The 25,101-nt window shown below is 70.1% G+C and carries 21 protein-coding genes; 5 read left to right on the top strand and 16 right to left on the bottom strand.

Features of this window, described 5'->3' with window-relative positions:
• Positions 1 to 94 precede the first annotated feature (94 nt).
• Together ACWCRB_RS28430 and ACWCRB_RS28425 are read right to left on the bottom strand one after the other, a co-directional pair.
• On the bottom strand, positions 95 to 460 hold the full coding sequence (locus ACWCRB_RS28430; protein ID WP_450998749.1) for a glyoxalase: 366 nt from the start codon (positions 458 to 460) through the stop codon (positions 95 to 97).
• Between the two features lie 3 nt (positions 461 to 463).
• The gene (locus ACWCRB_RS28425) at positions 464 to 1,279 is read right to left on the bottom strand and encodes a trans-aconitate 2-methyltransferase (RefSeq protein WP_450998748.1); all 816 of its coding nucleotides are present in this window, start codon (positions 1,277 to 1,279) and stop codon (positions 464 to 466) included.
• 122 nt (positions 1,280 to 1,401) lie between these two features.
• On the opposite strand from ACWCRB_RS28425, the gene ACWCRB_RS28420 reads away from it, so the two are divergent.
• On the top strand, positions 1,402 to 1,899 hold the full coding sequence (locus ACWCRB_RS28420) for a MarR family winged helix-turn-helix transcriptional regulator (protein ID WP_105974558.1): 498 nt from the start codon (positions 1,402 to 1,404) through the stop codon (positions 1,897 to 1,899).
• A 19-nt stretch (positions 1,900 to 1,918) separates the two neighbouring features.
• Here ACWCRB_RS28420 and ACWCRB_RS28415 read toward each other — a convergent pair whose 3' ends face one another.
• Complete coding sequence (locus ACWCRB_RS28415; RefSeq protein WP_235478020.1) at positions 1,919 to 2,692, bottom strand: LuxR C-terminal-related transcriptional regulator; 774 nt, start codon at positions 2,690 to 2,692, stop codon at positions 1,919 to 1,921.
• Between the two features lie 308 nt (positions 2,693 to 3,000).
• Between ACWCRB_RS28415 and ACWCRB_RS28410 the strand changes: the two genes are divergently transcribed.
• Both ACWCRB_RS28410 and ACWCRB_RS28405 read left to right on the top strand, forming a co-directional pair.
• On the top strand, positions 3,001 to 3,453 hold the full coding sequence (locus tag ACWCRB_RS28410) for a GNAT family N-acetyltransferase (protein ID WP_405537006.1): 453 nt from the start codon (positions 3,001 to 3,003) through the stop codon (positions 3,451 to 3,453).
• Between the two features lie 100 nt (positions 3,454 to 3,553).
• The gene (locus ACWCRB_RS28405; RefSeq protein WP_450998747.1) at positions 3,554 to 4,465 is read left to right on the top strand and encodes a sulfotransferase family protein; all 912 of its coding nucleotides are present in this window, start codon (positions 3,554 to 3,556) and stop codon (positions 4,463 to 4,465) included.
• 3 nt (positions 4,466 to 4,468) lie between these two features.
• Here the strand turns inward: ACWCRB_RS28405 and ACWCRB_RS28400 are convergent, their stop codons facing one another.
• Together ACWCRB_RS28400 and ACWCRB_RS28395 are read right to left on the bottom strand one after the other, a co-directional pair.
• Complete coding sequence (locus tag ACWCRB_RS28400; protein WP_450998746.1) at positions 4,469 to 4,894, bottom strand: SHOCT domain-containing protein; 426 nt, start codon at positions 4,892 to 4,894, stop codon at positions 4,469 to 4,471.
• A 29-nt stretch (positions 4,895 to 4,923) separates the two neighbouring features.
• On the bottom strand, positions 4,924 to 6,324 hold the full coding sequence (locus ACWCRB_RS28395; protein ID WP_450998745.1) for a DUF2252 domain-containing protein: 1,401 nt from the start codon (positions 6,322 to 6,324) through the stop codon (positions 4,924 to 4,926).
• Between the two features lie 301 nt (positions 6,325 to 6,625).
• Here ACWCRB_RS28395 and ACWCRB_RS28390 point away from each other — a divergent pair, with 301 nt between their 5' ends.
• A complete protein-coding gene (locus ACWCRB_RS28390; RefSeq protein WP_450998744.1) occupies positions 6,626 to 7,060 on the top strand; it encodes a DUF7144 family membrane protein in 435 nt (144 codons plus the stop codon).
• Here ACWCRB_RS28390 and ACWCRB_RS28385 read toward each other — a convergent pair.
• The 9 genes from ACWCRB_RS28385 to ACWCRB_RS28345 all read right to left on the bottom strand — a co-directional run bounded on the left by ACWCRB_RS28385 (position 7,057) and on the right by ACWCRB_RS28345 (position 20,018).
• Positions 7,057 to 8,661 carry an MFS transporter gene (locus tag ACWCRB_RS28385; protein ID WP_450998743.1) on the bottom strand — a complete coding sequence of 535 codons (1,605 nt, stop codon included), beginning with the start codon at positions 8,659 to 8,661 and terminating at the stop codon, positions 7,057 to 7,059. The genes ACWCRB_RS28390 and ACWCRB_RS28385 overlap by 4 nt on opposite strands.
• A gap of 95 nt (positions 8,662 to 8,756) precedes the next feature.
• The gene (galK, locus tag ACWCRB_RS28380; RefSeq protein WP_450998742.1) at positions 8,757 to 9,920 is read right to left on the bottom strand and encodes a galactokinase; all 1,164 of its coding nucleotides are present in this window, start codon (positions 9,918 to 9,920) and stop codon (positions 8,757 to 8,759) included.
• A gap of 52 nt (positions 9,921 to 9,972) precedes the next feature.
• A complete protein-coding gene (gene galE, locus ACWCRB_RS28375; protein WP_450998741.1) occupies positions 9,973 to 10,935 on the bottom strand; it encodes a UDP-glucose 4-epimerase GalE in 963 nt (320 codons plus the stop codon).
• Positions 10,935 to 11,996 carry a galactose-1-phosphate uridylyltransferase gene (galT, locus tag ACWCRB_RS28370; protein WP_450998740.1) on the bottom strand — a complete coding sequence of 354 codons (1,062 nt, stop codon included), beginning with the start codon at positions 11,994 to 11,996 and terminating at the stop codon, positions 10,935 to 10,937. The genes galE and galT overlap by 1 nt, the downstream gene beginning before the upstream one ends.
• 192 nt (positions 11,997 to 12,188) lie before the next feature.
• Complete coding sequence (locus ACWCRB_RS28365) at positions 12,189 to 12,872, bottom strand: helix-turn-helix transcriptional regulator (RefSeq protein WP_450998739.1); 684 nt, start codon at positions 12,870 to 12,872, stop codon at positions 12,189 to 12,191.
• A 238-nt stretch (positions 12,873 to 13,110) separates the two neighbouring features.
• Positions 13,111 to 14,709 carry an outer membrane protein assembly factor BamB family protein gene (locus ACWCRB_RS28360; RefSeq protein ID WP_450998738.1) on the bottom strand — a complete coding sequence of 533 codons (1,599 nt, stop codon included), beginning with the start codon at positions 14,707 to 14,709 and terminating at the stop codon, positions 13,111 to 13,113.
• Positions 14,710 to 14,763: 54 nt separating this feature from the next.
• On the bottom strand, positions 14,764 to 16,548 hold the full coding sequence (locus ACWCRB_RS28355; RefSeq protein ID WP_450998737.1) for an outer membrane protein assembly factor BamB family protein: 1,785 nt from the start codon (positions 16,546 to 16,548) through the stop codon (positions 14,764 to 14,766).
• A 222-nt stretch (positions 16,549 to 16,770) separates the two neighbouring features.
• Positions 16,771 to 18,582 carry an ABC-F family ATP-binding cassette domain-containing protein gene (locus tag ACWCRB_RS28350; protein ID WP_450998736.1) on the bottom strand — a complete coding sequence of 604 codons (1,812 nt, stop codon included), beginning with the start codon at positions 18,580 to 18,582 and terminating at the stop codon, positions 16,771 to 16,773.
• A 137-nt stretch (positions 18,583 to 18,719) separates the two neighbouring features.
• The gene (locus ACWCRB_RS28345) at positions 18,720 to 20,018 is read right to left on the bottom strand and encodes a GNAT family N-acetyltransferase (protein ID WP_450998735.1); all 1,299 of its coding nucleotides are present in this window, start codon (positions 20,016 to 20,018) and stop codon (positions 18,720 to 18,722) included.
• A 349-nt stretch (positions 20,019 to 20,367) separates the two neighbouring features.
• On the opposite strand from ACWCRB_RS28345, the gene ACWCRB_RS28340 reads away from it, so the two are divergent.
• The gene (locus ACWCRB_RS28340) at positions 20,368 to 21,966 is read left to right on the top strand and encodes a S8 family peptidase (protein ID WP_450998757.1); all 1,599 of its coding nucleotides are present in this window, start codon (positions 20,368 to 20,370) and stop codon (positions 21,964 to 21,966) included.
• 94 nt (positions 21,967 to 22,060) lie between these two features.
• Here the strand turns inward: ACWCRB_RS28340 and ACWCRB_RS28335 are convergent, their stop codons facing one another.
• Positions 22,061 to 24,049 (bottom strand): sensor histidine kinase, encoded by a 1,989-nt coding sequence (locus ACWCRB_RS28335; RefSeq protein WP_450998756.1) that lies wholly within the window; start codon positions 24,047 to 24,049, stop codon positions 22,061 to 22,063.
• Positions 24,050 to 24,210: 161 nt separating this feature from the next.
• Positions 24,211 to 24,990, bottom strand: a complete 780-nt coding sequence (locus ACWCRB_RS28330; RefSeq protein ID WP_450998734.1) for an MHYT domain-containing protein — start codon at positions 24,988 to 24,990, stop codon at positions 24,211 to 24,213.
• Between the last annotated feature and the right edge of the window lie 111 nt (positions 24,991 to 25,101).

Below are 25,101 nucleotides of genomic sequence, written 5' to 3'. Positions count from 1 at the left end.
GCCTTCTCGACGAGGGCCCCGCACACCCACCCAGGGGCGCGGGGAACTGCGCGACAAGCCACACACGACCCGCAGCCGCCCACAGCCCGATTGGTCAACGAACTCCCGGTTCCAGGAACTCCAGCCGGTTCCCCACCGGGTCGTACGAGAAGAACCGCCGGTGGCCCGGGAGTTCGTCGTCCCAGGCCACCGCTGCCCCGCCTGCGGCCAGCCTCTCCGCGTACGCCTCGATGCCGACGACCCGCAGGCCCGGGTGGGCCTTTCTGGCCGGTCGGAAGGCCTTCTCGATCCCGAGATGCAACTGCACCGGGCCCGCCTGGAACCAGCAGCCGCCCCGTGCGGCCAGGGCCGGTGGCTTCGGGATCTCGGTCATGCCGAGGGTGTCGGCGTAGTACGCCCGCAGGGCGTCCTCCGTGCCGGGTGGGGCGGCCAGCTGCACATGGTCGACGGCGGCGATCATCGCTCAGCCCGCCTTCCGCGCCACCGCGAACAGCCGCTGGAACGGCAGCACCGTGCCGTACTCCTCCGTCGGGTAGACGGCCCGCAGCAGGTCGCGGTACTCCGTGATGAAGGCGTCCCTCGCCTCCGGGTCGGCCGCCAGGGCCGTCAGTACCGGGCGCAGGCCCGTGCCCTTGACCCAGTCCAGGACCGGGTCCTCGCCCTCCAGGACGTGGAGGTACGTCGTCTCCCACACGTCCGTCTCGCAGCCGAGGCGGGCCAGGCGGTCGAGGTAGACGAGGGGGGCGTGGACCGAGTCCCCGTGGCGCAGCACCTCACCCAGGCGGCTCTTCCAGCGGGCGCCTGTGCCCAGTTCGCGCATCAGGGTGTGCAGGGGTGCGTCGAGGTTGTTCGGGACCTGGAAGGCGAAGGTACCGCCGGGGGCGACCGCGTCCAGCCAGGCCGGGAAGGCGTCGAGGTGGCCGTCGACCCACTGGAGGGCGGCGTTCGAGACGATCAGGTCGTACGTCTCCGAGGGCGCCCACGCCGTGGCGTCCGCGTGGGCGAAGTCGAGGCGCCCACCGCCCGCCGTGGGGCCCGCGTAGCGCGCGGCCCGTTCCAGCATCGGTGCGGAGTTGTCGTACCCGGTGATGTGCGCGGTGGGCCAGCGGTCGGCGAGGACGGTGGTGACGTTGCCGGGGCCGCAGCCCAGGTCTGCGATGCGGGGCCCGGTGGAGGGGAGGGTGGGTACTCGGGCCAGGAGGTCGGTGAAGGGGCGGGCCCGGTGGTCGGCGTGGCGGAGGTACTGGGCGGGGTCCCAGGTGGGGGCGGACGTCGGCATGTGTGGGCCTCCTGTCGGTCACGGTCAGGTCTCCGGGTCCAGCCTGACCGCATAAGTATCTCGACGTCAAGAGACTTGATCCCAAGAGACTTCACGTCGACACAACCACTACACTGATCGTCATGGAGGACGAGGTCGATCGACTGGTCGCTGCGTGGCGCCGGGAGCGCCCGGACCTCGACGTGGAACCGCTCGAAGTGCTCAGCCGGGTCAGCAGGCTGGCCCGGCATCTGGACCGTGCGCGCAGGCTCGCCTTCGCCGAGCACGCCCTGGAGCCATGGGAGTTCGACGTTCTGACCGCGCTACGGCGTGCCGGGAACCCGTATCAGCTCTCCCCCGGCCAGCTCCTCACCCAGACCCTGGTCACCTCCGGCACGATGACGAACCGTATCGACCGGCTGACGAAGAAGGGCCTGGTGGAGCGGCTCCCCGACCCCAGTGACCGACGGGGAGTGCTGGTGCGGCTCACGGTGGAGGGGCAGGACAGGGCGGATCAGGCGCTGGCCGGGCTGCTGGACCAGGAGCGCGCGATCCTGGCGGAGCTGTCGCGGGCACAGCGGGGCGAACTCGCCGGGCTGCTGCGCCAGTTGACGGCGCCCTTCGACAACATCCCCGGCTGAGCGCCGAAGGCGTCCCCGGTCAGGCGCTGCTGCTCTCCTCCACGCCGATCCGGACGGCCGGGCCCAGGTCGACGGGGCCTACGCCGGCCCGTCGGGCGAGGGCGACGGCGGCGAGGGTGGAGTGGACGCCCAGCTTGCCCAGCACGTTCTGCATGTGCGTGCGCACGGTGTGCGGGGAGAGGAACAGACGTTCGGCGACGGCCTTGCGGCCGAGGCCGGCGACCATGCACCGCAGGACTTCCCGCTCCCGGGGAGTGAGCGACTCCACGAGCCGCTCGCTCTCGGTGCGGTGCTTGCGGGCGGCCGTCAGCTCGCGCAGTACGCCCGTCAGCAGCGCCGGCGGCAGGTGCGTCTCGTCGCGGAGCACGCCCCGGATGACCGTCAGCAGCCGGGACAGCGAGCAGTCCTTGGCGACCCAGCCGGAGGCCCCGGCCTGGAGGGCGAGTGCGGCCCGCCTCGGGTCGTCCTTCTCGGCGAGGACGACTGTTCGTACATGCGGATGGCCCGTACGGACGCCCGCGACCAGCGAGATGCCGTCGACCAGCCCTTCCTCGTTGCCCTCCTGCACGGGCACCGCCGGACGCGCTCCGGGCACATTGCCGCCCAGGTCGGAGTCGACGAGCAGGACGTCGAACCGGCGGCCCTCGGCCACCGCGCGCTCCAGACTGCGCAGCGCGGCGGGACCGCTGCCCGCGGCGGAGACGTCGACGTCGGGCTCCGCGGCCAGTGCGGCGGCGAGCGACTCGGCGAAGATGCGGTGGTCGTCGACGACCAGGACTCGGATGCGAACCACTGAAACCCCCTTCCCCGAGCTCCTCAAGAGCTGGGGACACCCAATCGTCGGGGGGACACCCCGTGCGGACACGACGCCCGGAGCAGTCCCCGGCTGTTGGTTCTGGCCTGGGACGGGGCTGCCGCAGTCACTCCGCGCGGCCGCCGCCGTGCGATGACTGCTACCCCCACTCCGGGCGTCGTACCCGACTGTCTCGCCCCCTGATCAGCACCGGCCCCCACCGGTGCTGTTCATCAGGGTACGGCCGGGAGGCAGGAGCGGAAGCTAATTCGCAGAACTGATTGGCCAGCACGTTTATGGTGTGCCGCATGTTTCGTATTGAGACAGAAGTCGACAAGGAATGGCTCTCTCTTCTCCGATCAAGGTTGCGCGACACGAACACGGCGGCATCGCCGGTGCTGCGCGCCCTCCGCGGAACCCCGGCCGAACGCGAACTCCCGCTCCATGTATGGGCGTTGGATGCGAAGGGTGAGCTGGCGGGGGGCCTGGTCGGCCACACCTGGACGACCTGGCTGCATGTGACGTACCTCTGGGTCGACGCCCCGCACCGGGGCAGCGGCCTCGGTTCCCGTCTCCTCGCGGAGGCGGAGCACAAGGCGCGCGGGGAGCGCGCGTGCACCGACGTACGCCTGGAGACCTGGGACTTCCAGGCACCGGACTTCTACCGGAAGCAGGGGTACGAGGTGGTGTGCGTGATCCCGGACTATCCGCCGGGGGTGACGGAGTACACACTGACGAAGCGGCTGCGGTCAGGGGCTTGAGGCCGGGCCTGAAAGACAGGGGGCGCTCACCTCGGGCCTTTACTCCCGTCTCAGGCAAGACCAAGGTAAGTCTCAGGTAAGAGTTCTAGCGTGCCGCCCCATGAGCATCCTGCGGAAGCTGAACTCCAAGCTCGCCGAGACGACCGGCTACCAGGTGCGCCGCGTCCCCGCGTCCAAGACCGTCGCGGGTGCGAAGGCCGGCACCCTGGACGCCGTGCCGAAGCCGCGCCAGCCGCGTCCGGCCCGGCCCCCGGCCGCGCCCCGGCATCCGGTGGACCCGGAGGTCGACCGGCTCCTCGACCGTCCGGTCTTCGTCCTGGCGCCCGTGCGCTCGGGCTCGACACTGCTCCGCATGATGCTGGGCGCCCACTCCGAGCTGCACGCCTCGCACGAGCTGCATCTGACCGGCCTGGAGGTGTACTTCAAGTCCGGCAGCCCCACGGAACGCTCCTTCGAGGCGCTCGGTCTCGGCTACGAGGACCTGGAGGGCCTGCTCTGGGACCGGGCCCTGCACCGGGAACTGGTCAAGTCGGGCAAGCCGTTCATCGTGGAGAAGACCCCGGGCAACACCTTCCAGTGGCAGCGCATCGCCGAGACCTGGCCCGACGCCCGCTTCGTCTTCCTGCGCCGCCACCCGGCCTCGGTCGCCCGGTCCTGGCACGAGGCGGTGCCCGACCGCACCCGCGAGGAGGCGGCGTCCCGGGTGCTGCAGTACATGGAGGCGATGGAGGAGGCCCACGCGAAACTGGGCGGCCACATCCTCACGTACGAGGACCTCACCGCCGACCCCGCCACCGAACTCCGCGCCCTCTGCGACTTCCTGGACCTGGAGTGGCAGCCCGGCATGCTGGAGTACGGCAGCAGCCTGGAGGGCTCGGTCCTGGGCGGCGGCTTCGGCGACTGGAACGACAAGATCCGCTCGGGGAAGGTCCAGCCCGATCGGCCCGCCCCGGCTGCCGAGGAGATACCTGAGGTGCTGCGGGGGATGTGTCGGACGTGGGGGTACCTGTAGGCGTCAGGAGGACAGGACCTTCTCCTTGGCGTGCTGGAACTCCGTCTCGGTGAGGTCGCCCCTGGTCTTCAGCTCGGAGAGCTTGGCCAGTTCGTCCGCGTGGCCGCCCGTTCCCGTGGTTCCGCTTCCCGCGGTCTGGCGGATGTACGCATCCAGCGACTCCTGCCGTGCCCTGGCGGACTGCTGTTCGCGCTTGCCCATGTCACGGCCCCGGGCGATCAGGTACACGAAGATGCCGAGGAACGGCGTGATGATCACGAAGAACGTCCAGCCCGTCTTCCCCCACCCGCTGAGCGAGTCGTCGCGGAAGACATCGCCGATGACACGGAACAGCAGGATGATCCACAAAATCCAGAGGAAGATCCACATCATCGTCCAGAACGCGCCCAGCAGCGGATAGTCGTACGCCAGGTAGAGGCTGTCGCTCATGGTCGTTCTCCTGTCTCCTGCCCTTCGAATCATGCGCTCTGCGCGCGGACCCGGCCGGTGTGCACGGCGTCGGTGAGGGCTCGGTGGTCACGTTCGTTCTGGTCGGCGTAGCTTTCGGCGAAGACCGTGAGTGCGCGGTCGAAGGCGTCGCCGCCGCCGAGGTAGGCGGCGATGGCGATGCGGTCCCCGGAGCGGGCGTGGGCGCGGGCGAGGGTGGCGCCGCAGATCTCACCGAAGGCACGCATGGTTCTGGGGACCATGAACTGGGGTTCGGCGATGCCCTTCCAGTCCCGCAACTGGCGGACGTAGAAGTCGCGTCGGCGTCCGTCGAGGCCGATGACGCGTTCCCAGCCCAGGAAGATGTCGCTGGTGGCCTGCATGAGGCGCTGCCCGGCGACGACCCGCTCGCCCTGGTTGTCGTGGGCGCTCGCCCCGGCGTACGGGGCCAGCACCGACCGGTCGGCTTCCTTGGCCTGGAGGAGCAGCGGATCCTCGTCGTCCCTGCCCAGCAGCAGGATGATCCAGCAGCGGGTGCCGACGCTGCCGACCCCGACGACCTTGCGGGCCATGTCGACGACCCGGTACTGCCGCAGCAGATGGCGGCGGTCGGACTGCAGGCTGTGGCCGTACCGCTCGATCAGCTCGCGCAGCTGTTCCTCCAGGGCGTCGCGCTCGGCGCCCGGCAGCAGGTCCTGGATCGGCACGATCAGGGGCGGGTCGGCGGCGATCCTGCGCCGGCCGTCGACCACCTCCGTGAGCTTCTCGAAGGCCTGGAGGCTGTCGCGGCCGCGGGCCTTGGTCATGGCCCGCTGTGTGCGCTCGCGGGCCCGCGAGCCCAGCTTCCGGTCCGCCAGTGCCTGCAGCGTGTCCATGTCGACCTGGGTGTACCAGACATCGAGGTTGCCCTGGCCGGCGAAGCCGCGCATCCGCTCGCGGTAGGACCGTACGGCGGCGCGTACGACGGAGGCCCGTTCGGCGTCCGTGTAGCCGTTCTCGCGTCCGGCGATGGCGAGGCTCGCGGCCAGCCTCTTGACGTCCCACTCCCAGGGGCCGGGCAGGGTCTCGTCGAAGTCGTTGATGTCGAAGACGAGGTGGCGTTCGGGCGAGGCGAGCAGCCGGAAGTTCAGGAGATGCGCGTCCCCGCACAGCTGGGCGGTGATGCCCGAGCGGGGGGTGTCGGCCAGGTCTCCGGCCATGATGCCTGCGGCGCCCCGGTAGAAGCGGAAGGGGGACTCCAGCATCCGCCCGTAGCGGATGGGCACGAGTTCCGGGACCCGGGCGGCCGACTGTGCCTCGATGGTGTCCACCGGGTCCGGCCGTTTCGCCGCGGGCAGGTACTCGGCGTGGGCGGAGCGCGGCGCGTCCGCCCGGGCGGCCCGTCCCCGCGCTGCCCGTTCTTCGGGAAGGTTTCCGTCGATCTGGTCAGCCATGTCGCCACCTCCAGGGCGGAGCCGCCCGGTGGAGAACGTGCCCCAGCCCTCTCCCACCGTTCCACACTCCGCACCCGCGGGCATCTCGGCCGGCAAGGTCACCTGTGGCGAGCCACGGGCTGGAGGAGGAGGCTGGACGCAGGGGCACCGTGACCGAGGGACATCCCATGGTCGGAACCAGCACGGACCAGCAGATCCGTCTTCTCGTCCCAGAGGTGACCATGCCGTCGCGGGGTGCCCTTCCGATCGTCCGGGCCCTCGGCATGATCGCCTGCGCCCGTCTTCAGGAAAGGAACCAGCCATGGCCAGTCATGTGACCGGAACACACTCGGGTGCGGCAGCGCGAAGTTCCGCGCACACGGGGATCGGCAGCGGCTGGGTGGTCTTCGCCGGCGTCCTGATGATCTTCGGCGGACTGATGGCGCTCTTCTCGGGCATCGCCGCCATCGCCGACGACGACGTGTTCGTCACCACCCGCAACTACGTGTACGAGTTCGATCTCACCACATGGGGCTGGATCCATCTGGTCCTGGGTGTGGTCATCACTCTCGCCGGTGCCGCTCTGTTCCAGGGCGCCACCTGGGCCAGGGTCGTCGGCGTGGGGCTGGCCGGCCTGGCCATGCTCGCGAACTTCCTCTGGATCCCCTACGCGCCGTTCTGGGCCATCGTCCTCATCGCGATCAACGCCCTGGTGATCTGGGCACTGTGCACCGCTCCCAGTCCGTCGGAGCACTAGCGGGGCTGTGTCTTCGGGATCCTGTGGGTGAAGAACAGCGCGAGGAGGGCGGTGAGGGCGAGGATGGCGAGGGCGGCGCGCAGACCGTCGATCCTGGCGTCGGCGTTCGCGTCGAGTGCCGCCTGGGTCACCTCGCTGCTCGCGCCCTCTTCGGCCAGGGCGGTCTTGAGCTGGGCGTCCGACAGGAAGGGCGCGCCGTCCTGGAGTTCGACGGCGGCCTGGCTCTTGACGCCGGACGGGACATCGGGATTCTGGTCCACGGCGGTCAGGAACGAGGACGTGAGGGTGGCGATCAGGATCGACCCGGCGAGTGCCGTACCCATCGACGCGCCGAGGTTGGTCACGGCGTTCTGCACGCCGCCGACCTCCGCGGTCTGTGCCTTCGGCACCGCGGACACGGTGACGGAACCGAGCTGGGACGCCAGCGCTCCCATCCCCAGCCCGATCAGCAGGAGGGGGACGGTGACGACCGACGCGTCGGAGTCCGCGTCGAGCGCGGCCATCAGGACCACCGCGCCCGCGAGCAGGGCGAGGACCCCGAGCCGCACCACCCGCCGCGGCGAGACGTCCGGGAGGAACCGCGGGATCAGGATCGCGGCCGCCAGCAGCGTCAGCGAGAGCGGCAGGATGCGGGCACCGGTCGAGAGCGCGGACAGGCCCAGGGCGACCGACAGATAGAGCGGTACGACGAAGAAGACGCCCATCTGCACGAGGTACTGGAAGAAGAACATCGTCAGTCCGCCGGTGAGCTGCTTGTTGTGCAGCATGGCCGGGTCGACGAGCGGCTCGCCGTGCCGTTCCTCCAGGCGGGCCTCCCAGCGGAGGAAGAGCCAGATCAGCAGCAGTCCTGCCAGCATCAGCCACACGGTCAGCGAGACCCCGAGCCATGAAGGCGCGTCGGGCTTCGGCCGGAACCAGCCCCATTCGCTGGAGCGGAGTACGCCGTAGACGAAGACCCCCAGCCCCAGGGCGGACAGCAGCGCGCCGACGAGATCGATGCGCGGGCGTTCGCCGACCGGCACGTCCGCGATACGGCGGCCCAGCACCAGGATGCCGAGCACCACGACGACCTCGCCGGCGAAGACCCAGCGCCAGGAGAAGTACGTCGTCGCGACACCGCCGATGAGCGGCCCGAGCGCGATGGCCACGGCCCCCGCCGCCGCGACGAGTCCATAGGCGGCGGGACGGCGTTCAGCGGCGAAGTTGCTTGCCACGAGCGCCACGATCGCGGGCATGATGAGTGCCGCCCCGATCCCCTCCAGGAACGACCAGCCGATCAGCAGTACGGGCAGGTTCGGTGCGAGGGCCGTGGTGAGGGAGCCGCAGCCGTAGATGACGCAGCCGATCAGGAACGCGCGTTTGCGTCCGATCAGCGCCCCCACCTTGCCACCGGGGATCATGAACATCGCCATCACGAGGGTGTAGGCCGTGATGGCGCCCTGGACGCCCGTCACCGTCGTACCCACGTCCTCGGCCACCGTCGCGATCGAGACGTTCATGACAGAGCTGTCGAGCGCCATCAGGAACTGACCGGCGGCGAGTGTCAGCAGGACGAGTCGCGCTGTCGCCGCACTCTCGGCTGTGCCTGTTCCGGGTGCCATGGGCGAATCGTCCCAGCCGACCCGAAGGACGACCCGTGACCCGCCACGGACGTCAACCGGTTGGCGGACCGCCTCCTCAGAGGGCGGCTACGGCGTCACTCGACCCGCCGCGCCCCCGCCGAGGGCACCGCCGCGAACACCCGGGGTGCCGTGTACCCGGCCGCGCCGAACGCCTCCTCGACCGCCTTGCCGACGCGGTCGGCGTCCTCGGCCTCCACCAGGACGATGGCCGAGCCGCCGAAGCCGCCGCCCGTCATCCGGGCGCCCAGGGCGCCGGACTCCACCGCGGACTCGACCACCAGGTCCAGTTCCGGGCAGGAGACCTGGAAGTCGTCACGGAGGGAGGCGTGGCCCTCGATGAGGATCGGGCCGATGGCGCGGGTGTCGCCGCCCGACTTCAGCAGGGCCACCACTCGCTCGACCCTGTGGTCCTCCGTCACCACGTGGCGGACCAGGCGCCGTACCTCTTCCTCGTCGCCCAGGCGGGCCAGCGCCGCGTCCAGGTCCTCGTACGCCACGTCCCGCAGCGCCTCGACGCCCAGCAGCTCCGCGCCCCGCTCGCAGCCCGCGCGGCGCTTGCCGTACTCGCCCTCGCTGTGGGAGTGCTTGACCTGGGTGTCCACCACGAGCAGGGTCATGCCCTCGGCCGCGAGGTCGAAGGGGATCTGGTCCTGGGAGAGGTCCCGGGTGTCGAGGAACAGGGCGTGCCCGGCAGTGCAGCACGCCGACGCCGTCTGGTCCATGATGCCGGTCGGGGCGCCGACGTACACGTTCTCCGCGCGCTGGCACAGACGGGCCAACTGCCAGCGCTGCAGGCCCAGTTCGTACAGGTCGTTCAGGGCCAGGGCGACCACGACCTCCAGCGCCGCCGACGAGGACAGGCCCGCGCCCGTCGGGACCGTCGAGGTGAGGTGGATGTCCGCGCCGCCGGCGACCGACGTGTGGCCCGCGTCGTTCAGTGCCCAGACCACGCCCGCCGGGTACGCCGTCCAGTTCCTGTCCGACTCCGGCGTCAGGTCCCCCACCCGCAGCTCGACGACGCCGCCCTCGATGTCCGAGGAGTGCAGGCGCAGGACGCCGTCCGTGCGGCGGGAGACGGCTGCCAGCGCCGTGTGCGGGAGGGCGAAGGGCATGACGAAGCCGTCGTTGTAGTCGGTGTGCTCGCCGATCAGGTTGACCCGGCCCGGCGCCGCCCACACTCCCTCCGGTGCGGTCCCGTACAGCCCCTCGAACGCCTCGGCGACATCCACAGTCGTCATGCCCTCTACCTCTGGCCCTTCTTCGTGCGTGCTAAGTGCTGCTTTTTGCTTGCTACTTGGCGTTGCGCTGCGCGAACTCCCAGGCGTCCGCGACGATTCCCGCGAGGTCCGACCGGGTCGGGTTCCAGCCGAGGCGGGTCTTGGCCCGCTCGGCGGAGGCGACCAGGACCGCCGGGTCGCCGCCCCTGCGCGGGGCCACGACCTCCGGGATCGGGTGGCCGGTGACCCGGCGCACCGTCTCGACGACCTCGCGGACCGAGAAGCCCTCGCCGTTGCCGAGGTTGCAGATGAGGTGTTCGCCCGCCGTCGCGGCCGTGAGGGCGAGGAGGTGGGCGTCCGCCAGGTCGGCGACGTGGATGTAGTCCCGTACGCAGGTGCCGTCCGGGGTCGGGTAGTCCTCGCCGAAGACCGAGATCGCGTCCCGCTTGCCCTGGGCGACCTGGAGGACGAGGGGGATCAGGTGGGACTCGGGGTCGTGGCGCTCGCCCTGCGTGGCGTAGGCGCCCGCCACGTTGAAGTAGCGGAGGGAGACCGCGGCCAGGCCGTGGGCCGTCGCCTCGCTGGTGATCATGTGGTCGACGGCCAGCTTCGTGGCGCCGTAGGGGTTCGTCGGGGAGGTGGGGGCCGTCTCGACGATCGGGGTCTCCTCCGGCTCGCCGTACGTCGCCGCGGTGGACGAGAAGACCAGCTTGCGGACGCCCGCCTCGCGCATCGCCGTGAGCAGCGCCATCGAGCCGCCGACGTTGTTGTCCCAGTACTTCTCGGGCTTCACGACGGACTCGCCGACCTGGGAGGAGGCCGCGAAGTGGAGGACACCGTCGAAGGACGAGTCGAGCCACTTGGCCGCGTCCCTGATGTCGCCCTCCACGAACGTGGCACCTGCCGGGACGCCCTCCCGGAAGCCCGTCGAGAGGTTGTCGAGCACGACGACCTCGTGGCCGGCCTCCAGCAGATGCTGGGCGACCACCCCGCCGACATAGCCCGCACCACCGGTGACCAGGTACTTACCGCTCATCAACTCGCTACCTCTCGCAGTCGCTGGGCCGCGGACTCCGGCTGGATGTCGTTGATGAACACGCTCATCCCCGACTCGGAGCCCGCGAGGAACTTCAGCTTGCCGGAAGTACGGCGAATGGTGAAAAGCTCGAGGTGGAGCGCGAAGTCGTCCCGGTTGACGCCCTCGAACTCCTCCAGCGTGCCGAACGGCGCCTGGTGCCAGGCCGCGATGTACGGCGTCGGCGGTTCCCCTTCACCGAAGATCCGGTCGAAGCGCCTCAAGAGTTCCAGGTACACCTGGGGGAATTCTGTGCGGGCCTCCTCGTCCAGGCCCAGCAGGTCCGGCACGCGGCGACGCGGGTACAGGTGCACCTCGTACGGCCAGTGGGCGGCGTAAGGCACGAAGGCCACCCAGTGGTCGGTGGCCAGCACGATCCGCTCGCCCGCCGCGAGTTCCTTCTCCAGGATGTCGTCGAAGAGGTTCTCGCCGCCCGTCGCCTCCTTGTGCGCGGCCACCGAGCGGAGCATCAGGGCCGTGCGCGGGGTGGTGAAGGGGTACGCGTAGATCTGGCCGTGCGGATGGCCGAGGGTGACGCCGATCTCGGCGCCGCGGTTCTCGAAGCAGAACACCTGCTCGACGGCAGGGAGGTGGGACAGCTCCGACGTCCGGTCGGTCCACGCCTCCAGGACGAGCCCCGTCTGCTCCTCGGTGAGGTCGGCGAAGGACGAGTTGTGGTCGGAGGTGAAGCAGACCACCTCGCAGCGCCCGGAGTCGCCGGCCAGGGAGGGGAAGCGGTTCTCGAAGACCGCCACGTCGTACGAGGAGTCCGGGATCTCGCTCAGCCGGTCGCCCTCGGAGGGGCACAGGGGGCACTCGTCGGCCGGGGGGTGGTAGGTGCGGCCCTGGCGGTGCGAGGCGATCGCCACCGAGTCGCCGAGCAGCGGGTCCCGGCGCACCTGCGACGTGGTCACCGTGCGCTCCAGGGGGCGCCGGTCCACCGCGTCACGCACCGTGTCGTCGCGCAGGTCGTAGTAGATGAGCTCACGACCGTCGGCGAGCCTCGTCGAGGTCTTCTTCACGCCGGACTCTCCATCCGTGCCAAAACCAGCCAGTACAGCCATTGCAAGCCAAGCTTCAAACAGAACCGAACACATCAAATCATAAGTCCACAAGCATGGGTATCCCTGAGCGGGCCGTGAAACGTCAGCGGAGCCGGAGTTCACGGGAACTCCGGCTCCGCCGTCGGGAAGTCAGATACGTACGTACGTCCGTCAGAAGTCGGTACCAGGGGGCGAGTGCTGCTGCACCGGGCCCGCCCGGTCCAGCAGGCCCGTACGGGCCGCCAGTGCCGCCGCCTCCAGCCTGGACCCCACGCCCAGCTTCATCAGCACCCGCTGCACATGCGTACGGGCCGTGCTGGGCGCGATCCCCATGCCGGCCGCGATCAGCCGGGTGTCCTCGCCGTCGGCGACCCGGACCAGGACCTCGACCTCCCTCGGCGTGAGCATCTGGAGGAGGCGCTGGCCCTCGTCGTCGGGCTGGGCGGCCGGGTTGAGGAGTTCACTGAACGCGCCCTGGAGCAGCGCGGGAGCGACCGCCGCCTCGCCCGCCCTGGCCTTCATGATGGCGCGCTCGACGCCTTCTATGCGCTCGTCGTGACGTACGTACCCGGACGCGCCCGCGGCGAAGGCGGCGGCGATTCCGCGCGGGCTGGGCACCGGGCCCAGCACCAGGACCGCCACCTGCGGACGCTCGCGCTTGATCCGCACCACCGGGTCGAACATGCCCGGCTCGGCCGGTGTGGCCGTGCCCAGCAGGCAGACCTCCGGCGCGCGCGTGATCACCAGTTCCGCCGCGCCCGCGGCGGGCGCCGCCGCGGCGAGCACCCGGTGCCCGCGCAGCTTCAACGCCGAGGCCAACGCCTCGGCGAGCAGTCGGTGGTCGTCGACCACCATGAGCCGCACTCCCACTGAGCCACCCCCCAGTCCCCCCAATGGTTGTCCCTTCTGGATGCCCATTGGTCCGCACGGACAGGAGCCCCCCGGCTCCCCCCGCTTCCCATGCCCCCGGAAGCTACACGCTTGTTCGACGTTGCGCTTCCCCTACTGGAGAGAAGTGCCCCGGATCGTCGAAAATCCTCTCATTCGAGGGTGATGATGTAGTACGTGCACCACCTCGTCCCTGAGCAGGGGTTCAGCCGGTGCCGTACGCGATGGCCAGATACCTCGTCCCGCCCGTACTGGAGGGTTTGTGGGCGAAGACCTGGGACATGTAGAGGCGCCCGTCGCCGTAGATCAGCTCGGCGTACTCGGGCTGCATGCTGAACTCGACCTCGCGCACCGCCTTCGTCGCCGGGTTCTCCATCAGCTTCGTCTGCGCGAAGGTGCCGGCGTCGATGCTGACGACCTGGCCGCCCTTGTCGTAGGGCGGGCGCTTGTACGCGATCACGTTGCCGCCGTCCATGCGCAGCGGGGAGATCGTCCAGCCGTCGCCCGCGTCGGCCCGCTGACCGTCCTGCTTCCCGGTGGCGAGGTCGAAGGCGACGATCTCGTTGGTCTTGCTGTACTCGCCGGTGCCGTCGTGGTTCTCGGTGGGGAGGTAGATCCTGTCGTTGCCGACGGCGAGCTTGGTGCAGTACTCGATCCTGGTGATGCCCTCGCACTCGGCGGCGTACTTGTCGCCGGGCACCGAGATCTTCGTACGCAGCTGTCCCGTCCTGTTGTCGATGGAGAAGATGTCCGAGATGCCGCTGCCGTCCCCGGCGGAGCGGTTGACGTCGGCGGCCACGACCAGGGGGTTCGTCGTGACGATGCTGGCGCCCTCGATGCCCTTGGCCATCGCGTACTCGGAGAGGACCTTGCCGGAGACCGGGTCGATGGTCTGGATGTCCAGCTGACGGGCGCCGTACGCACCGCACTTGCGGACCGCGACCAGTTTCTCGCCGCCGCCGTAGCCCGCGTCGTAGCAGGTGTCGGTGGGCTTGGGGGCCCACAGGGACTTGCCGGTGATGTCGAAGGCGGCGCCGCCGCTGGTGCTGCCGACGGCGACCGTGTTCGCGCTGACCGTCACGTTGTTGAGGTTGATCACCTGGTCGCCGGACCTGACTGTCCGCGTCCACAGCTTCTTGCCCGCGTCGAGGTCGATCGCCGCGACCTGGCTGCAGCCGTGCGAGGGCTTGTCCTTGGTCGGCATGGCGGGCTCGTACACGATCGCGGTCCGGTCGCTGCCGGTGGTGTGCCGGCTGGCCGCGCAGACCGGTCCCGGCAGCGGGACCGTCCAGAGCTTGGTGCCCTTCTCGGGGTCGTACCCGACGATCTCGGCGTGCCCGCTCTTGGCGTACACCGAGTCGGTCAGCCAGGACCCGACGACGGTGGCGCTGTTCTCGTCGGCGCCGATGGCGGGCTCGGGGATCTGGAAGAGGACTTTGGAGGCGGTGTCGGCGGGGGCCTTCTCCGAGCCATTGCCGCCACTGGTTCCCGCCGTGGTGCCGGCCGCGGTGTTCTTGTCGTTGCCCGCCTCTTCGCCCTGGCCGGCCTGGTTGTCCTTCGTGGAGGAGTACCAGACACCGCCGCCGATGATCAGGGCGATCGCGGCGACGGCCGAGACGATGATGACCGCCTGCGCGTTCAGCTTCCGCTTGGGGTTGGGGGTGGGGGCTTGGGGCGGAGTCGGATAGCCGTATCCGTACGGGGGCTGCTGGGCGTACGGGTTCGGGGCGGCCTGGGGATAGCCGTAGCCGGGGGGAGGCGGCGGGGGCTGGTTGGGCGGGGGCGGGGGCGGCGGCTGGGTCATGGCGTGCGTACCTCGTGAGCGGAGAGAGAGGGAGGGGAAGGAAGAGGGGGCGTGTTACTTGCCGTAGGCGAGCATCAGCTTCTCCTTCAGCTCGTCCTTGCCGCTCAGCCTGGTGGAGGAGAGATAGAAGCGGCCGTCGACCCAGTCGTACGCCTTGGAGTAGAAGCCGTTCTCGACGTCGGCGGCGGACGCCGGGTTCTGGAGCAGCTTCACCGGGGTGTGGCTGCTGCCGGTGAGCGGGATCGACACGACCTGGCCGCCGGTGTCGTACGACGGCTCGACATAGGCGATGAGCTGCGCGCCCTCGACCTTGATCGGCAGCATGGACTCGTCGGCCGGTGACTTGGCGCGCCACTTCTGCTTGCCGGTGGCGAGGTCTATGGCAACGATCTCGTTGGCGCCGGTGGTCGCCTCGGTCGGCAGGTAGAGGGTCCGGTCGTCGGAGGCGACGCCCTGGCAGCCCTGGAGGTCGCGTTCGAGGATCGCCCAGCCGCACACGGGGGCGAAGGACTCGTCGACGGTCACCTCGGAACGGAAGCTGCCGTCGGCCTTGAGCGTGGAGATGTTCCACGACTTCTTGTCCTCGTTGGTGAGGTAGAGGACGACGGGATCGACGGAGTACGTACGGCCGACCGCCCAGCCCTTCGGGATCGCCCGCGTCCACTTGGCGGCCCCGGTCCTCGGGTCCAGCTCCTGCACCTCGTCGTGCTCGGTGGAGGTGGAGGCCCCGCACGCCGACACGACGATCAGCCTGGCGCCGCCCGCGAAGGCGGCCGGGAAGCAGGCGGCCCCGTACTTCACCTTGTCGAACAGCTTGGCGCCGGTGTTGAGGTCGTACGCCGTCCCGGACTGCGAGCGCCCGACCATCAGCGTCGTCTTGGTGATCGTCAGCTCGACGCTGAGCGAGCTGTCGAACAGCGCCCCGTCGGCGACCTCACCGCTCCAGCCCTTCGCACCCGTGTTCAGGTCGAGCAGCTGGAGCCTGTTGCACTTGGCGCGCTGGCTGTCGCCGTTCATATAGGCGACCACGATCTTGTCGTCGGCCGACTTCTGCGGGGTGACGGCGCAGATCTTCTGGGGGAAGGAGATCGGCCCCCAGGCCGTCTCCCCGTCCGCGACCCGGAAGGCGAACACCTCTTTGTACGCCGCCTTCACGGCCACCTTGTCGGTGATCCACATGCCGTTGGCATCGGCGCCGGAGGCGGGCGCGTCCGGGGCGTCCTTGGACCAGAGCACCTTCGACTCGCCTGCCTGGCGCCCCTCGTTGAGGTCGCCGGGATCGGCACCGGCGACACCGCCGCCGTTGTCGCCGTCGCCGTCGTCACCGGAGCCGGCGGGTCCGGAGGCGGGCGCGGAGAGGTCGGGGCCTGCTGCCGCGGGCTTCTTGTCGTCGTCGCCGCTGGTCACGGCGTACACCGTGCCGCCGATGACGAGCAGCGCGGCGGCGGCCGCACCGAGCATCAGCGCGGGGCGCCCCTTGAAAGGGTTGCGGGAACCGCCGCCGGGCGGGGGCGGTACGGGGGCGCCGGGGAACTGAGGGGGCTGCTGGCCGGGGTAGCCGTATCCGGGCGCGGAGCCGTAGGCATAAGGGCCCGGTTGGCCGGGCGGGCTGCCGTACGGGCCCGGCTGGGCGTAGGGGCCGGGCTGCTGCGGATGGCCGTAACCGGACTGGGGCGGGACGGTGGGCAGGGGCGGCGGCGGGGACTGCGGGGGCGGCGGGGCCCCGTACGGCACTCCCTGCGGAGCACCGGCCTGTGGCAGCTCCGGGGGCGGTCCGAAGCCGCCCTGGGGCGGGCCTGCGTACGGCCCCTGGGGTGGTTGGCTGGGCGGCTGGGTCATCAGCGCGTTCCCCCTTCAGCTGATTTTTAGCCACGCCCTGAGGTACCAAAAGGTACGGAATCGCGGTCGCTCAGGGAGTTCTCAGGGGGCTCTTTCTACCACTCCGTGGCCGTCCCGCACCGGACTGTATCCACCCCTCCCACCTCTGTTCCCAAGGGCGAACGGCCCCGTGATGCCGCCGTTATGCGCGTTCACGTGCTCTTCATGCCATGTCCGCGAGTTCTACGCGTCGTCCGCGAGTTCCAGCCACCGAAGTTCGAGTTCGTCGCGTTCGCCGGAGAGTTCGCGCAGTTCGGCATCGAGTTTGGCCACTTTCCCGAAGTCGGTGGCGTTGTCGGCGATTTGGGTGTGCAGCTTGCTCTCGCGCTCGGAGAGCTTGTCCAACTGCCGCTCGATCTTCTGGAGTTCCTTCTTCGCTGCACGGGTGTCGGCTGCGCTCTTCTCGGCGACGGCCTTGGTGGCGGGGGCGGCGGCCTGGATGGCGGCTGCCGCGACCTCCTCCATGCGCTGCCGTCGCTCCAGGTACTCGTCGATGCCGCGCGGCAGCATACGGAGGGAGGCGTCGCCGAGGAGGGCGAAGACGCGGTCGGTGGTCCGCTCGACGAAGAACCGGTCGTGGGAGATGACGACCATGGAGCCGGGCCACCCGTCGAGCAGGTCTTCCAACTGAGTGAGGGTCTCGATGTCGAGATCGTTGGTGGGCTCGTCGAGGAAGAGGACGTTGGGCTCGTCCATGAGGAGACGGAGGATCTGCAGCCGACGCCGCTCACCACCACTCAGGTCCCCCACCGGGGTCCACTGCTTCTCCTTCCCGAACCCGAACGTCTCGCACAGCTGTCCGGCGGTCAGCTCGCGCCCCTTGCCGAGGTCGACGCGGTCGCGGATCTGCTGTACGGCTTCCAACACCCGGAGGTTGGGGTTGAGTTCGCCGACCTCCTGGGAGAGATAGGCCAGCTTGACGGTCTTGCCGACGGCGACCCGCCCGGCGGCGGGCTGCGTCTCGCCCTCGCTGGTGGCCGCGTCGGCCATGGCACGGAGGAGGGAGGTCTTGCCGGCGCCGTTCACTCCGACGAGGCCGATACGGTCACCGGGGCCGAGCTGCCAGGTGAGGTGCTTGAGGAGCACCTTGGGCCCGGCCTGCACGGTGACGTCTTTCAGATCGAACACGGTCTTGCCGAGCCGGGACGAGGCGAACTTCATCAGCTCGCTGCTGTCGCGGGGCGGCGGTACGTCGGCGATCAGCTCGTTGGCGGCCTCGACGCGGAAGCGCGGCTTGGAGGTACGGGCGGGCGCACCGCGCCGCAGCCAGGCCAGCTCCTTGCGCACAAGGTTCTGCCGCTTGACCTCTTCGGTGGCGGCGATGCGCTCACGCTCGGCACGGGCGAAGACGTAGTCGGAGTACCCACCCTCGTACTCATAGACATCGCCCTTCTGCACGTCCCACATACGGGTGCAGACCTGGTCGAGGAACCAGCGGTCGTGGGTGACGCAGACGAGCGCGGAGCGGCGCTCGCGCAGATGCTTGGCCAGCCAGGAGATGCCCTCGACGTCGAGATGGTTGGTCGGCTCGTCGAGAACGATCAGGTCGGGCTCGTCGATGAGCAACTTGGCGAGCGCGATCCGACGCCGCTCACCACCGGAGAGCGGCCCGATGACGGTGTCGAGCCCCTGCGGGAACCCCGGCAGGTCGAGCCCGCCGAAGAGTCCGGTGAGTACGTCCCTGACCTTGGCGTTTCCGGCCCACTCGTGGTCCGCCATGTCCCGGATGACCTCGTGGCGGACGGTGGCGGTGGGGTCGAGGGAGTCATGCTGGGTGAGGACGCCGAGGCGCAGTCCGCCGGAGTGGGTCACGCGCCCGGTGTCGGCCTCCTCCAGCTTGGCGAGCATCCGGATGAGGGTGGTCTTACCGTCGCCGTTACGACCCACGACCCCGATCCGGTCCCCCTCGGACACCCCGAGCGAGATCCCGTCGAGCAGGGCACGGGTCCCGTACACCTTGCTGACGTTCTCGACATTGACGAGGTTGACGGCCATTTTTCTCCTGACGCGGGGGTGGATCGACCTTCCAGAGTAGTGGGCGGGGGTGGGGTACCCGGCGGGCGGAGTCCGGGGCCGCCTCGGCGGGGGTGCGGTCCCCGTCCTGGCAGGGGTGGGCCCGTCCGCCGTCGGGGTCAGAAGCCGAAGGAGTTGTGCGGTTCGGGGTCGGTCCGGAACATCCGGGCCAGCCGCCCGGTCGCGCCGTCGGTGTGCGGGGTGATGTGGCCCGCGTATGCCAGGTCGTGCGCGGACATGCCACCGAGGTAGAGCGAGCTGAGCGCGGGGAGGGTGAGGGTCAGGTCGGGCGCCCGGTCGGTGGGAACGCACGTCGCCGGGGCAGTGTTGTCCGCCCGGAGACACCAGGTCCCGTTGTTCGCCGGGCACATCAGGTCGCCGGTGACGGTGAACGTGAGCTCACCGGCTGTGTCGTACGCGCGTCGGGTCAGGGCGCTGGGCACGTCCAGCAGGCGGGCCCACAGGTTGTCCGACTGGCGGGTCACCCGCATCGCACGTGGGTTCGTGAGCATCCACCGCAGGGGTTCGTCGCGGGGACGGGCGGGTGCCACGACGGTCCTGGTGAGGTCGAAGTCGATCAGCAGGCTCCACAGGGCGCGGTAGGCCACCGGGTTGGACGCCTCCAGGGCCTCCACGACGAGCGTTCCCGCGTTGCCCGCCGTCGAGGACCACGGCAGCCGGAAGTTGGCGATGCCGTCCACCTCGCCGTGCCGGTCGCGGTGGACGAGATACCGCAGCGGTCCGTTCGTGCCGTCGGCGTCGTCGGAGAGCCCGTCCCAGTGCCCGGAGGGAGGGGTCAGCTCGCCGACGCGGAATCCGCGCACGGCCGCGTGCACCACGGGCCAGACCTGCTTCACCTGCGTGGCGCCGACCAGCTCCAGCGACCCCGGATCGGGCTCCGCCGGAAGGAGGGCGGCCTCGTGACGGGCCAGCTCCCACCGCGTGCGGCGGGTCGCGGGTGAGAACCCGTACCGCCCGTAGATGCTGCCCTCGCTCGCGCTGAGCATCGCCAGGGGCTCGCCCCGGTCCAGGGCTCCCTCGAACATGGCCCGCATCATCTGCCGCAGGTAACCGCGTCGGCGGTGGGTCGCGATCACCCCGGTGGCGGTGACACCGGCCATCCTGACCGTTCCCCCGCCGGGGACCGTCACCTCGAAGGAGATGGTGGCCGACGCACCGACGCACGTGCCGTCGACGAACGTCGCGACCGGGTGGAAGGACTCGTCCCTGACGTCGGCCGCCGCCCACTCATCGAGCTGCTCCGCGGTCGCGGGGGCACGCGGCGGCGGCCACGGCTCGGGACCACCGTGCCACGCGGCGTCCGCCGGCTCCCACTTCGGCAGCCCGTTCGCGAACGGCAGTGCCCGGTAGTACGCGGTCATCTCGTCGGGGCGCGGCGGGCGTATCTCGGTCACCATGCCGGACATTGCATCCGCCGTCTCATGGATCGGCAACCGGATATCGACCCCTGTCGCCCCCGGTCGGCCCCGGAGCGACGAGCACTCACCAATGCCCCGCCCAAGACACCCCAACACCTCAACAGGCGCCCCAACAGCCTTAGTTGGGGAACTCCCGGGGCACATCCCCACATCGCACCGCCCATTACCCGGACGTAGGGATTCCCCTAATTGACGTGATCTCTTCAATTCCGCCACGGTGTGCGCACGGAGACGCCACCCCCCTCACCCCCCACACGTCCCCGTACCACTCGTGCACCTCGAACAAGAGGGGAACCACCCCGTGTCCGTACCGCACTCCCCCACAGCCATGTCCTCCTCCGGGTCCCGCAGACGTGGCGCCCTCGCCGCACTCGCCGCCGCGGCCTCCGTGCTCGCACTCGGCGGTGCCGCCATCACCCCCGCCTCCGCCGCCACCCCGGCCGTCGGTGTGATCCAGGGCGCCGGTGCCGAAGGCGCCATCAAGGACAGTTACATCGTCACGCTCAAGGACAGCGCCGGTTTCCGGGCCGCGTCCAGCAAGGGCAAGGCGCTCGCCACCCGGTACGGCGCCGAGGTCGAGCAGACCTACACGGCCGCCCTCAACGGGTACGCGACCGAGATGACCGAGGCCGAGGCCGAGCGGCTCGCCGCCGACCCGGCCGTCGCGTCGGTCGCGCAGAACAAGACGGTCCACATCAACGACACCCAGTCCGGGCCCACTTGGGGCCTCGACCGGATCGACCAGGCCGATCTGCCGCTCGACTCCGCCTACACCTACCCGTCCAGCGCGGGCAGCGGCGTGACCGCGTACATCATCGACACCGGCGTACGGATCACGCACACCGACTTCGGCGGCCGGGCCTCGTACGGCTATGACGCCGTCGACGACGACTCCAGCGCCGACGACGGCAACGGGCACGGCACGCACGTCGCCGGCACCGTCGCGGGCACCACCTACGGTGTCGCCAAGGCCGCGAACATCGTCGCCGTGCGCGTGCTCGACGACGACGGTTCCGGTACGACCGCCGGTGTGGTCGCGGGCATCGACTGGGTGACCGAGAACGCCGAGTTCCCGGCCGTCGCCAACATGTCGCTCGGCGGCAGCGCGGACTCCACCCTCGACACCGCCGTCGCCAACTCCATCGCGGCGGGCATCACTTACGCCGTCGCGGCGGGCAACGACAACGCCAACGCGTCGAGTTACTCGCCCGCCCGTGTCGCCTCCGCGATCACCGTGGGCGCCACCACCAGCGCCGACGCCCGCTCGTCCTTCTCCAACTACGGCTCCACGCTGGACATCTTCGCGCCGGGGTCGAGCATCACCTCGACGTACAACACCTCCAACTCGGCCACCGCGTCCCTCTCCGGTACGTCGATGGCGTCCCCGCACGTGGCCGGCGCGGCCGCGGTCTACCTCGGCGAGAACCCGAGCGCCACACCCTCGGCGGTCACCTCGGCGCTGACCTCGGCGGCCTCCGCGTCGACCCTCACCAGCGTCGGCACCGGCAGCCCCAACCTGCTGCTCCAGGTGACCCCGGCCGGGGACGACGACGGTGGGGACGACGGCGGCGACACCGGTACGGCCTTCGAGTCGACGACCGACGTCTCCATCCCGGACGCCGGCTCGGCCGTCTACTCGCCCGTCACCGTCAGCGGCCTCACCGGCAGTGCGCCCAGCGACCTGTCCGTGTACGTCAACATCGTGCACACCTACCGCGGTGACCTGGTCATCGACCTGGTCGCCCCGGACGGCTCCACCTACCGCCTGAAGAGCAGCAGCTCCTCGGACTCGACCGACAACGTCGACGCCACCTACACCGTCGACGCGTCCAGCGAGACCACCGTCAACGGCACCTGGCAGCTCAAGGTCCAGGACGTGTACAGCGTGGACACCGGCTACATCAACAGCTGGAAGCTCACCTTCTGATCCAGGTGATCCACACCAGCTCAGCCGCATGAAAAAGCCGTGCGCCCCGGGGACACCACTCACCCGAGGCGCACGGCCGTTCCATGGGGATCCGCTACGGCTGCTGGCCCCGCTGCTGCGGGATCAGCGCCGACGCCGGTGCCAGCGCCCGGCCGCCGCCGCCCACCGCCTGCAGTTCGTGCTCGTGGACCGGCATGTCGTCGCGCAGCAGGTTCTCGGGGATGAGGACGGCCGCGGTGACGCCGCCGTTCGGGGAGTCGCGGAGTTCGACGCGCAGGCCCTGGCGTTCCGCGAGGCGGTTCACCACGAACAGGCCGATCTGCTTGGCGTCGAGGAGGTCGACCTTCTCCGACTGGATCTTGCGGTTGGCGTCGGCCATCGCGTCCTCGTTCATACCGAAGCCGCTGTCCTCGACCTCGATGAGGACGCCGTCGCGCAGCCGGGCCGCGCGCAGCTGGACCTTGGTGCTGGGCGGGGAGAACGCCGCCGCGTTCTCGACGAGTTCGGCGAGCAGATGGATGACGTCGGCGACCGAGCCGCCGTTCAGGGACACGCGCGGGACCGCCCAGATCTGGACGCGGCTGCCGTCCTCGATCTCGGCCACGGCCGCGCGCAGGGTGTCCGCCAGCGGGATCGGGTCCCGCCAGCCGCGGCCGGGCGCGATGCCGGACAGGATGAGGAGGCTCTCGGAGTGCCGGCGCATCCGGGTGGCGAGGTAGTCGACGCGGTACAGCTCGTGCAACTCGGCCGCCTCGCGCGGGCGTTGCTCCAGCTGGTCGAGGATGTCGAGCTGACGGTGGAGCAGCACCTGACTGCGGCGGGCGAGACTGACGTACACGCCGGAGATACCGCTGAGGAGTTCGGCGCGCTCGGAGGCGGCCTTGAGCGCGGCACGCTGTACGGCCGTCAACGCGGTGCCCACCTGGGCGAGTTCGTCCCCGGCGAGCCGGCGCATCGGGGCCTCGGCGTCGATGTCGACGCCTTGCCCGGCGTGCAGCCGCCGCATGGCCTGCGGCAGCCGCCGCCCGGCGACTTCGAGGGCCGAGTTACGCAGGTCGAGCAGCTCGACGATCAGCCCGCGCCCGACGGACACGGAAACGAGCAGCGACAGCAACACACCCACCAAGCCCAGCACCACGGCGATTCCGGAGGCGCCGAGGGTGTCCCAGCCGAACGGGTTGGCCTTGGCGGCGGCGGCCGTACCGGCCTCGGTCTCAGCCTTCCCAAGCGCGCTCAGCACACTGCTCGCGGACGCGTCCCAGCCCTTCAACAGGCCGTCGGCCACGGCCGATTCACCGGGTCCTGCACTGCGTACCCGGTTCTCGACCGCTGCCACCTGCCCGTAACTCCCGCTCTCCAGCAGGGCGTTGTACGCCTTCTGGTGCTCGGGCTTCAGATCGGCGACGGCGGGCTTCAGCAGACCTCGCTGGACGGTGACCGCGCCGACGAACAGCGCGTACTGCTCGTCGGTGAGCTTTCCGGCGGCGGCGCCCGCCGCGAGGAGCGCCTGCTCCTGGGCCAACGCCTCGCGGGCACGGGAGAGTTCGAGGACGACACGGGCCTCGGACGCGGTGGTCGTGCCCTTCTCCCCGGTGAGCGCCCCGGTGACGGCGAAGGCGTCCTCGACGATGCCGGTGTACGCCGTGTAGGCGTCCTGCGTGGCGTTCTTGGCGCCGCTCTGCTGCGACAAGCGCAGTGCCGCGATCCCCTTGGCATCGTCGGTGAGCTTGTCGAGGCGTTCGGGGAGCGCGGAGTTGAGGAGCGCGGCGTCGGAGCTGGCGGAGTTGATGCCGTCGAGCAGGGCCTCGGCGGCCTTGTCGGTGGCCGTCCGGGTCCGCTTCAGGACATCGGCGTCGCCGGTGGCGGCGGTCCGCTCGGCCTGTATCGCGGTGACGAAGTCGGCGACCGGGGCGAGCAGTTCGGAGTTGACGTCCTTGGCCCGCTCGGCATCACCGATGGTGGACGCGGTGGTGACCGCGGCAAAGCTCCACAGAGCCATGAGCGAGACGACGGGCAGCATCAGCAGGGCGACGATCTTCGCCCGGACGGATCTGGGGCGGAGTCGTTCGGAGGTGCGAGCCATACTCATGTGGAACCTCGTTGCTCTTTACATTTCAGTCCGGTCGGGGATTGATCTTTTAGCCCGTCCGGCGTTTGAGGACGAGCGCGTTCAGCGCGATACGGGGGTCTGGGGGCAGAGCCCCCAGAGGATGGGAACGGGTAGGGGCGGCGGGGGCGAGAAAATCAGACGGTGGCCAACTCGACCTCACGCAGCATCTCCGCCGCGAAAGCCGCCTCCGCCCGCTTCCCGGTCGGCGACAACGCGACATACGCCGACGCCAGGAACAGGAACGACCCGAGCAGCACAGCCAACGGGAACAGGAACTCCGTGGACGTCGCCCCCGGCAACTCCGCACTGCTGGGCGCCAACGTCACATCGACCGCGAACATCGCGGTGTAGTGCATGCTGCTCACCGCAAGCCCCATCACCAGCGCGGCAATGGTCGCGAGCACAGGCCCCCGCACAATCAGCGTGAGCGTCAACGCGGCGGTAGCGGCGACAACAGCGATCGCCACGGACGCGATGACGAGCAACGGGTCGTACGAGATGGCACCGTGCAGATTGAGCGCGTACATCCCGGCGTAGTGCATCGCGGCAACACCGAGCCCGGTGCCGAGCCCGCCAAGAATCACGGACCTGACCCGGGAACGCCCGTACCCGGCGGTGAAGACACCGGCGGCGACGACGGCGATCGCGATGACGAGGCTGAGGACGGTCAGCGGAACGTCGTAGCGGATGGGGGTGCCCTCGACGCTGAAGCCCATCATCGCGACGAAGTGCATGGTCCAGATGCCGGACCCGATCGCGAAGGAGGCCAGCGTCAGCCAGTTCCGCTTGGAGGCGCCGTCCGATTCCAGCGCCCGTACGGTGCAGCGCAGTCCGAGTGCGGAGCCGAGACAGGCCATCGCGTAGGAAAGAACGGGGGTGACCCATCCGGCACTGAAGTGGTCCATGTGACCCATGGGGGGAGTTCCTCTCGCCCAGGTAGTACCGCCGGTAACAGGGAACCGGGATCGGCCGATCATGCCACCACTTCCCATGCGCCAGATGGCGCGAAAGGGACCTTGGGGTGG

Source organism: Streptomyces sp. NPDC002156 (assembly GCF_053593675.1).
This window is presented reverse-complemented; position numbering and strand designations above follow the sequence as displayed.

Excerpts from the sequence above, each read along its gene's own strand:
- ACWCRB_RS28430 (WP_450998749.1), bottom strand. The coding sequence starts at position 460 with ATGATCGCCGCCGTCGACCATGTGCAGCTGGCCGCCCCACCCGGCACG.
- ACWCRB_RS28425 (WP_450998748.1), bottom strand. The coding sequence starts at position 1,279 with ATGCCGACGTCCGCCCCCACCTGGGACCCCGCCCAGTACCTCCGCCAC.
- ACWCRB_RS28420 (WP_105974558.1), top strand. The coding sequence starts at position 1,402 with ATGGAGGACGAGGTCGATCGACTGGTCGCTGCGTGGCGCCGGGAGCGC.
- ACWCRB_RS28410 (WP_405537006.1), top strand. The coding sequence starts at position 3,001 with ATGTTTCGTATTGAGACAGAAGTCGACAAGGAATGGCTCTCTCTTCTC.
- ACWCRB_RS28405 (WP_450998747.1), top strand. The coding sequence starts at position 3,554 with ATGAGCATCCTGCGGAAGCTGAACTCCAAGCTCGCCGAGACGACCGGC.
- ACWCRB_RS28400 (WP_450998746.1), bottom strand. The coding sequence starts at position 4,894 with ATGAGCGACAGCCTCTACCTGGCGTACGACTATCCGCTGCTGGGCGCG.
- ACWCRB_RS28395 (WP_450998745.1), bottom strand. The coding sequence starts at position 6,324 with ATGGCTGACCAGATCGACGGAAACCTTCCCGAAGAACGGGCAGCGCGG.
- ACWCRB_RS28390 (WP_450998744.1), top strand. The coding sequence starts at position 6,626 with ATGGCCAGTCATGTGACCGGAACACACTCGGGTGCGGCAGCGCGAAGT.
- ACWCRB_RS28385 (WP_450998743.1), bottom strand. The coding sequence starts at position 8,661 with ATGGCACCCGGAACAGGCACAGCCGAGAGTGCGGCGACAGCGCGACTC.
- galK (WP_450998742.1), bottom strand. The coding sequence starts at position 9,920 with ATGACGACTGTGGATGTCGCCGAGGCGTTCGAGGGGCTGTACGGGACC.
- galE (WP_450998741.1), bottom strand. The coding sequence starts at position 10,935 with ATGAGCGGTAAGTACCTGGTCACCGGTGGTGCGGGCTATGTCGGCGGG.
- ACWCRB_RS28365 (WP_450998739.1), bottom strand. The coding sequence starts at position 12,872 with ATGGTGGTCGACGACCACCGACTGCTCGCCGAGGCGTTGGCCTCGGCG.
- ACWCRB_RS28360 (WP_450998738.1), bottom strand. The coding sequence starts at position 14,709 with ATGACCCAGCCGCCGCCCCCGCCCCCGCCCAACCAGCCCCCGCCGCCT.
- ACWCRB_RS28355 (WP_450998737.1), bottom strand. The coding sequence starts at position 16,548 with ATGACCCAGCCGCCCAGCCAACCACCCCAGGGGCCGTACGCAGGCCCG.
- ACWCRB_RS28350 (WP_450998736.1), bottom strand. The coding sequence starts at position 18,582 with ATGGCCGTCAACCTCGTCAATGTCGAGAACGTCAGCAAGGTGTACGGG.
- ACWCRB_RS28345 (WP_450998735.1), bottom strand. The coding sequence starts at position 20,018 with ATGGTGACCGAGATACGCCCGCCGCGCCCCGACGAGATGACCGCGTAC.
- ACWCRB_RS28340 (WP_450998757.1), top strand. The coding sequence starts at position 20,368 with ATGTCCTCCTCCGGGTCCCGCAGACGTGGCGCCCTCGCCGCACTCGCC.
- ACWCRB_RS28335 (WP_450998756.1), bottom strand. The coding sequence starts at position 24,049 with ATGGCTCGCACCTCCGAACGACTCCGCCCCAGATCCGTCCGGGCGAAG.
- ACWCRB_RS28330 (WP_450998734.1), bottom strand. The coding sequence starts at position 24,990 with ATGGGTCACATGGACCACTTCAGTGCCGGATGGGTCACCCCCGTTCTT.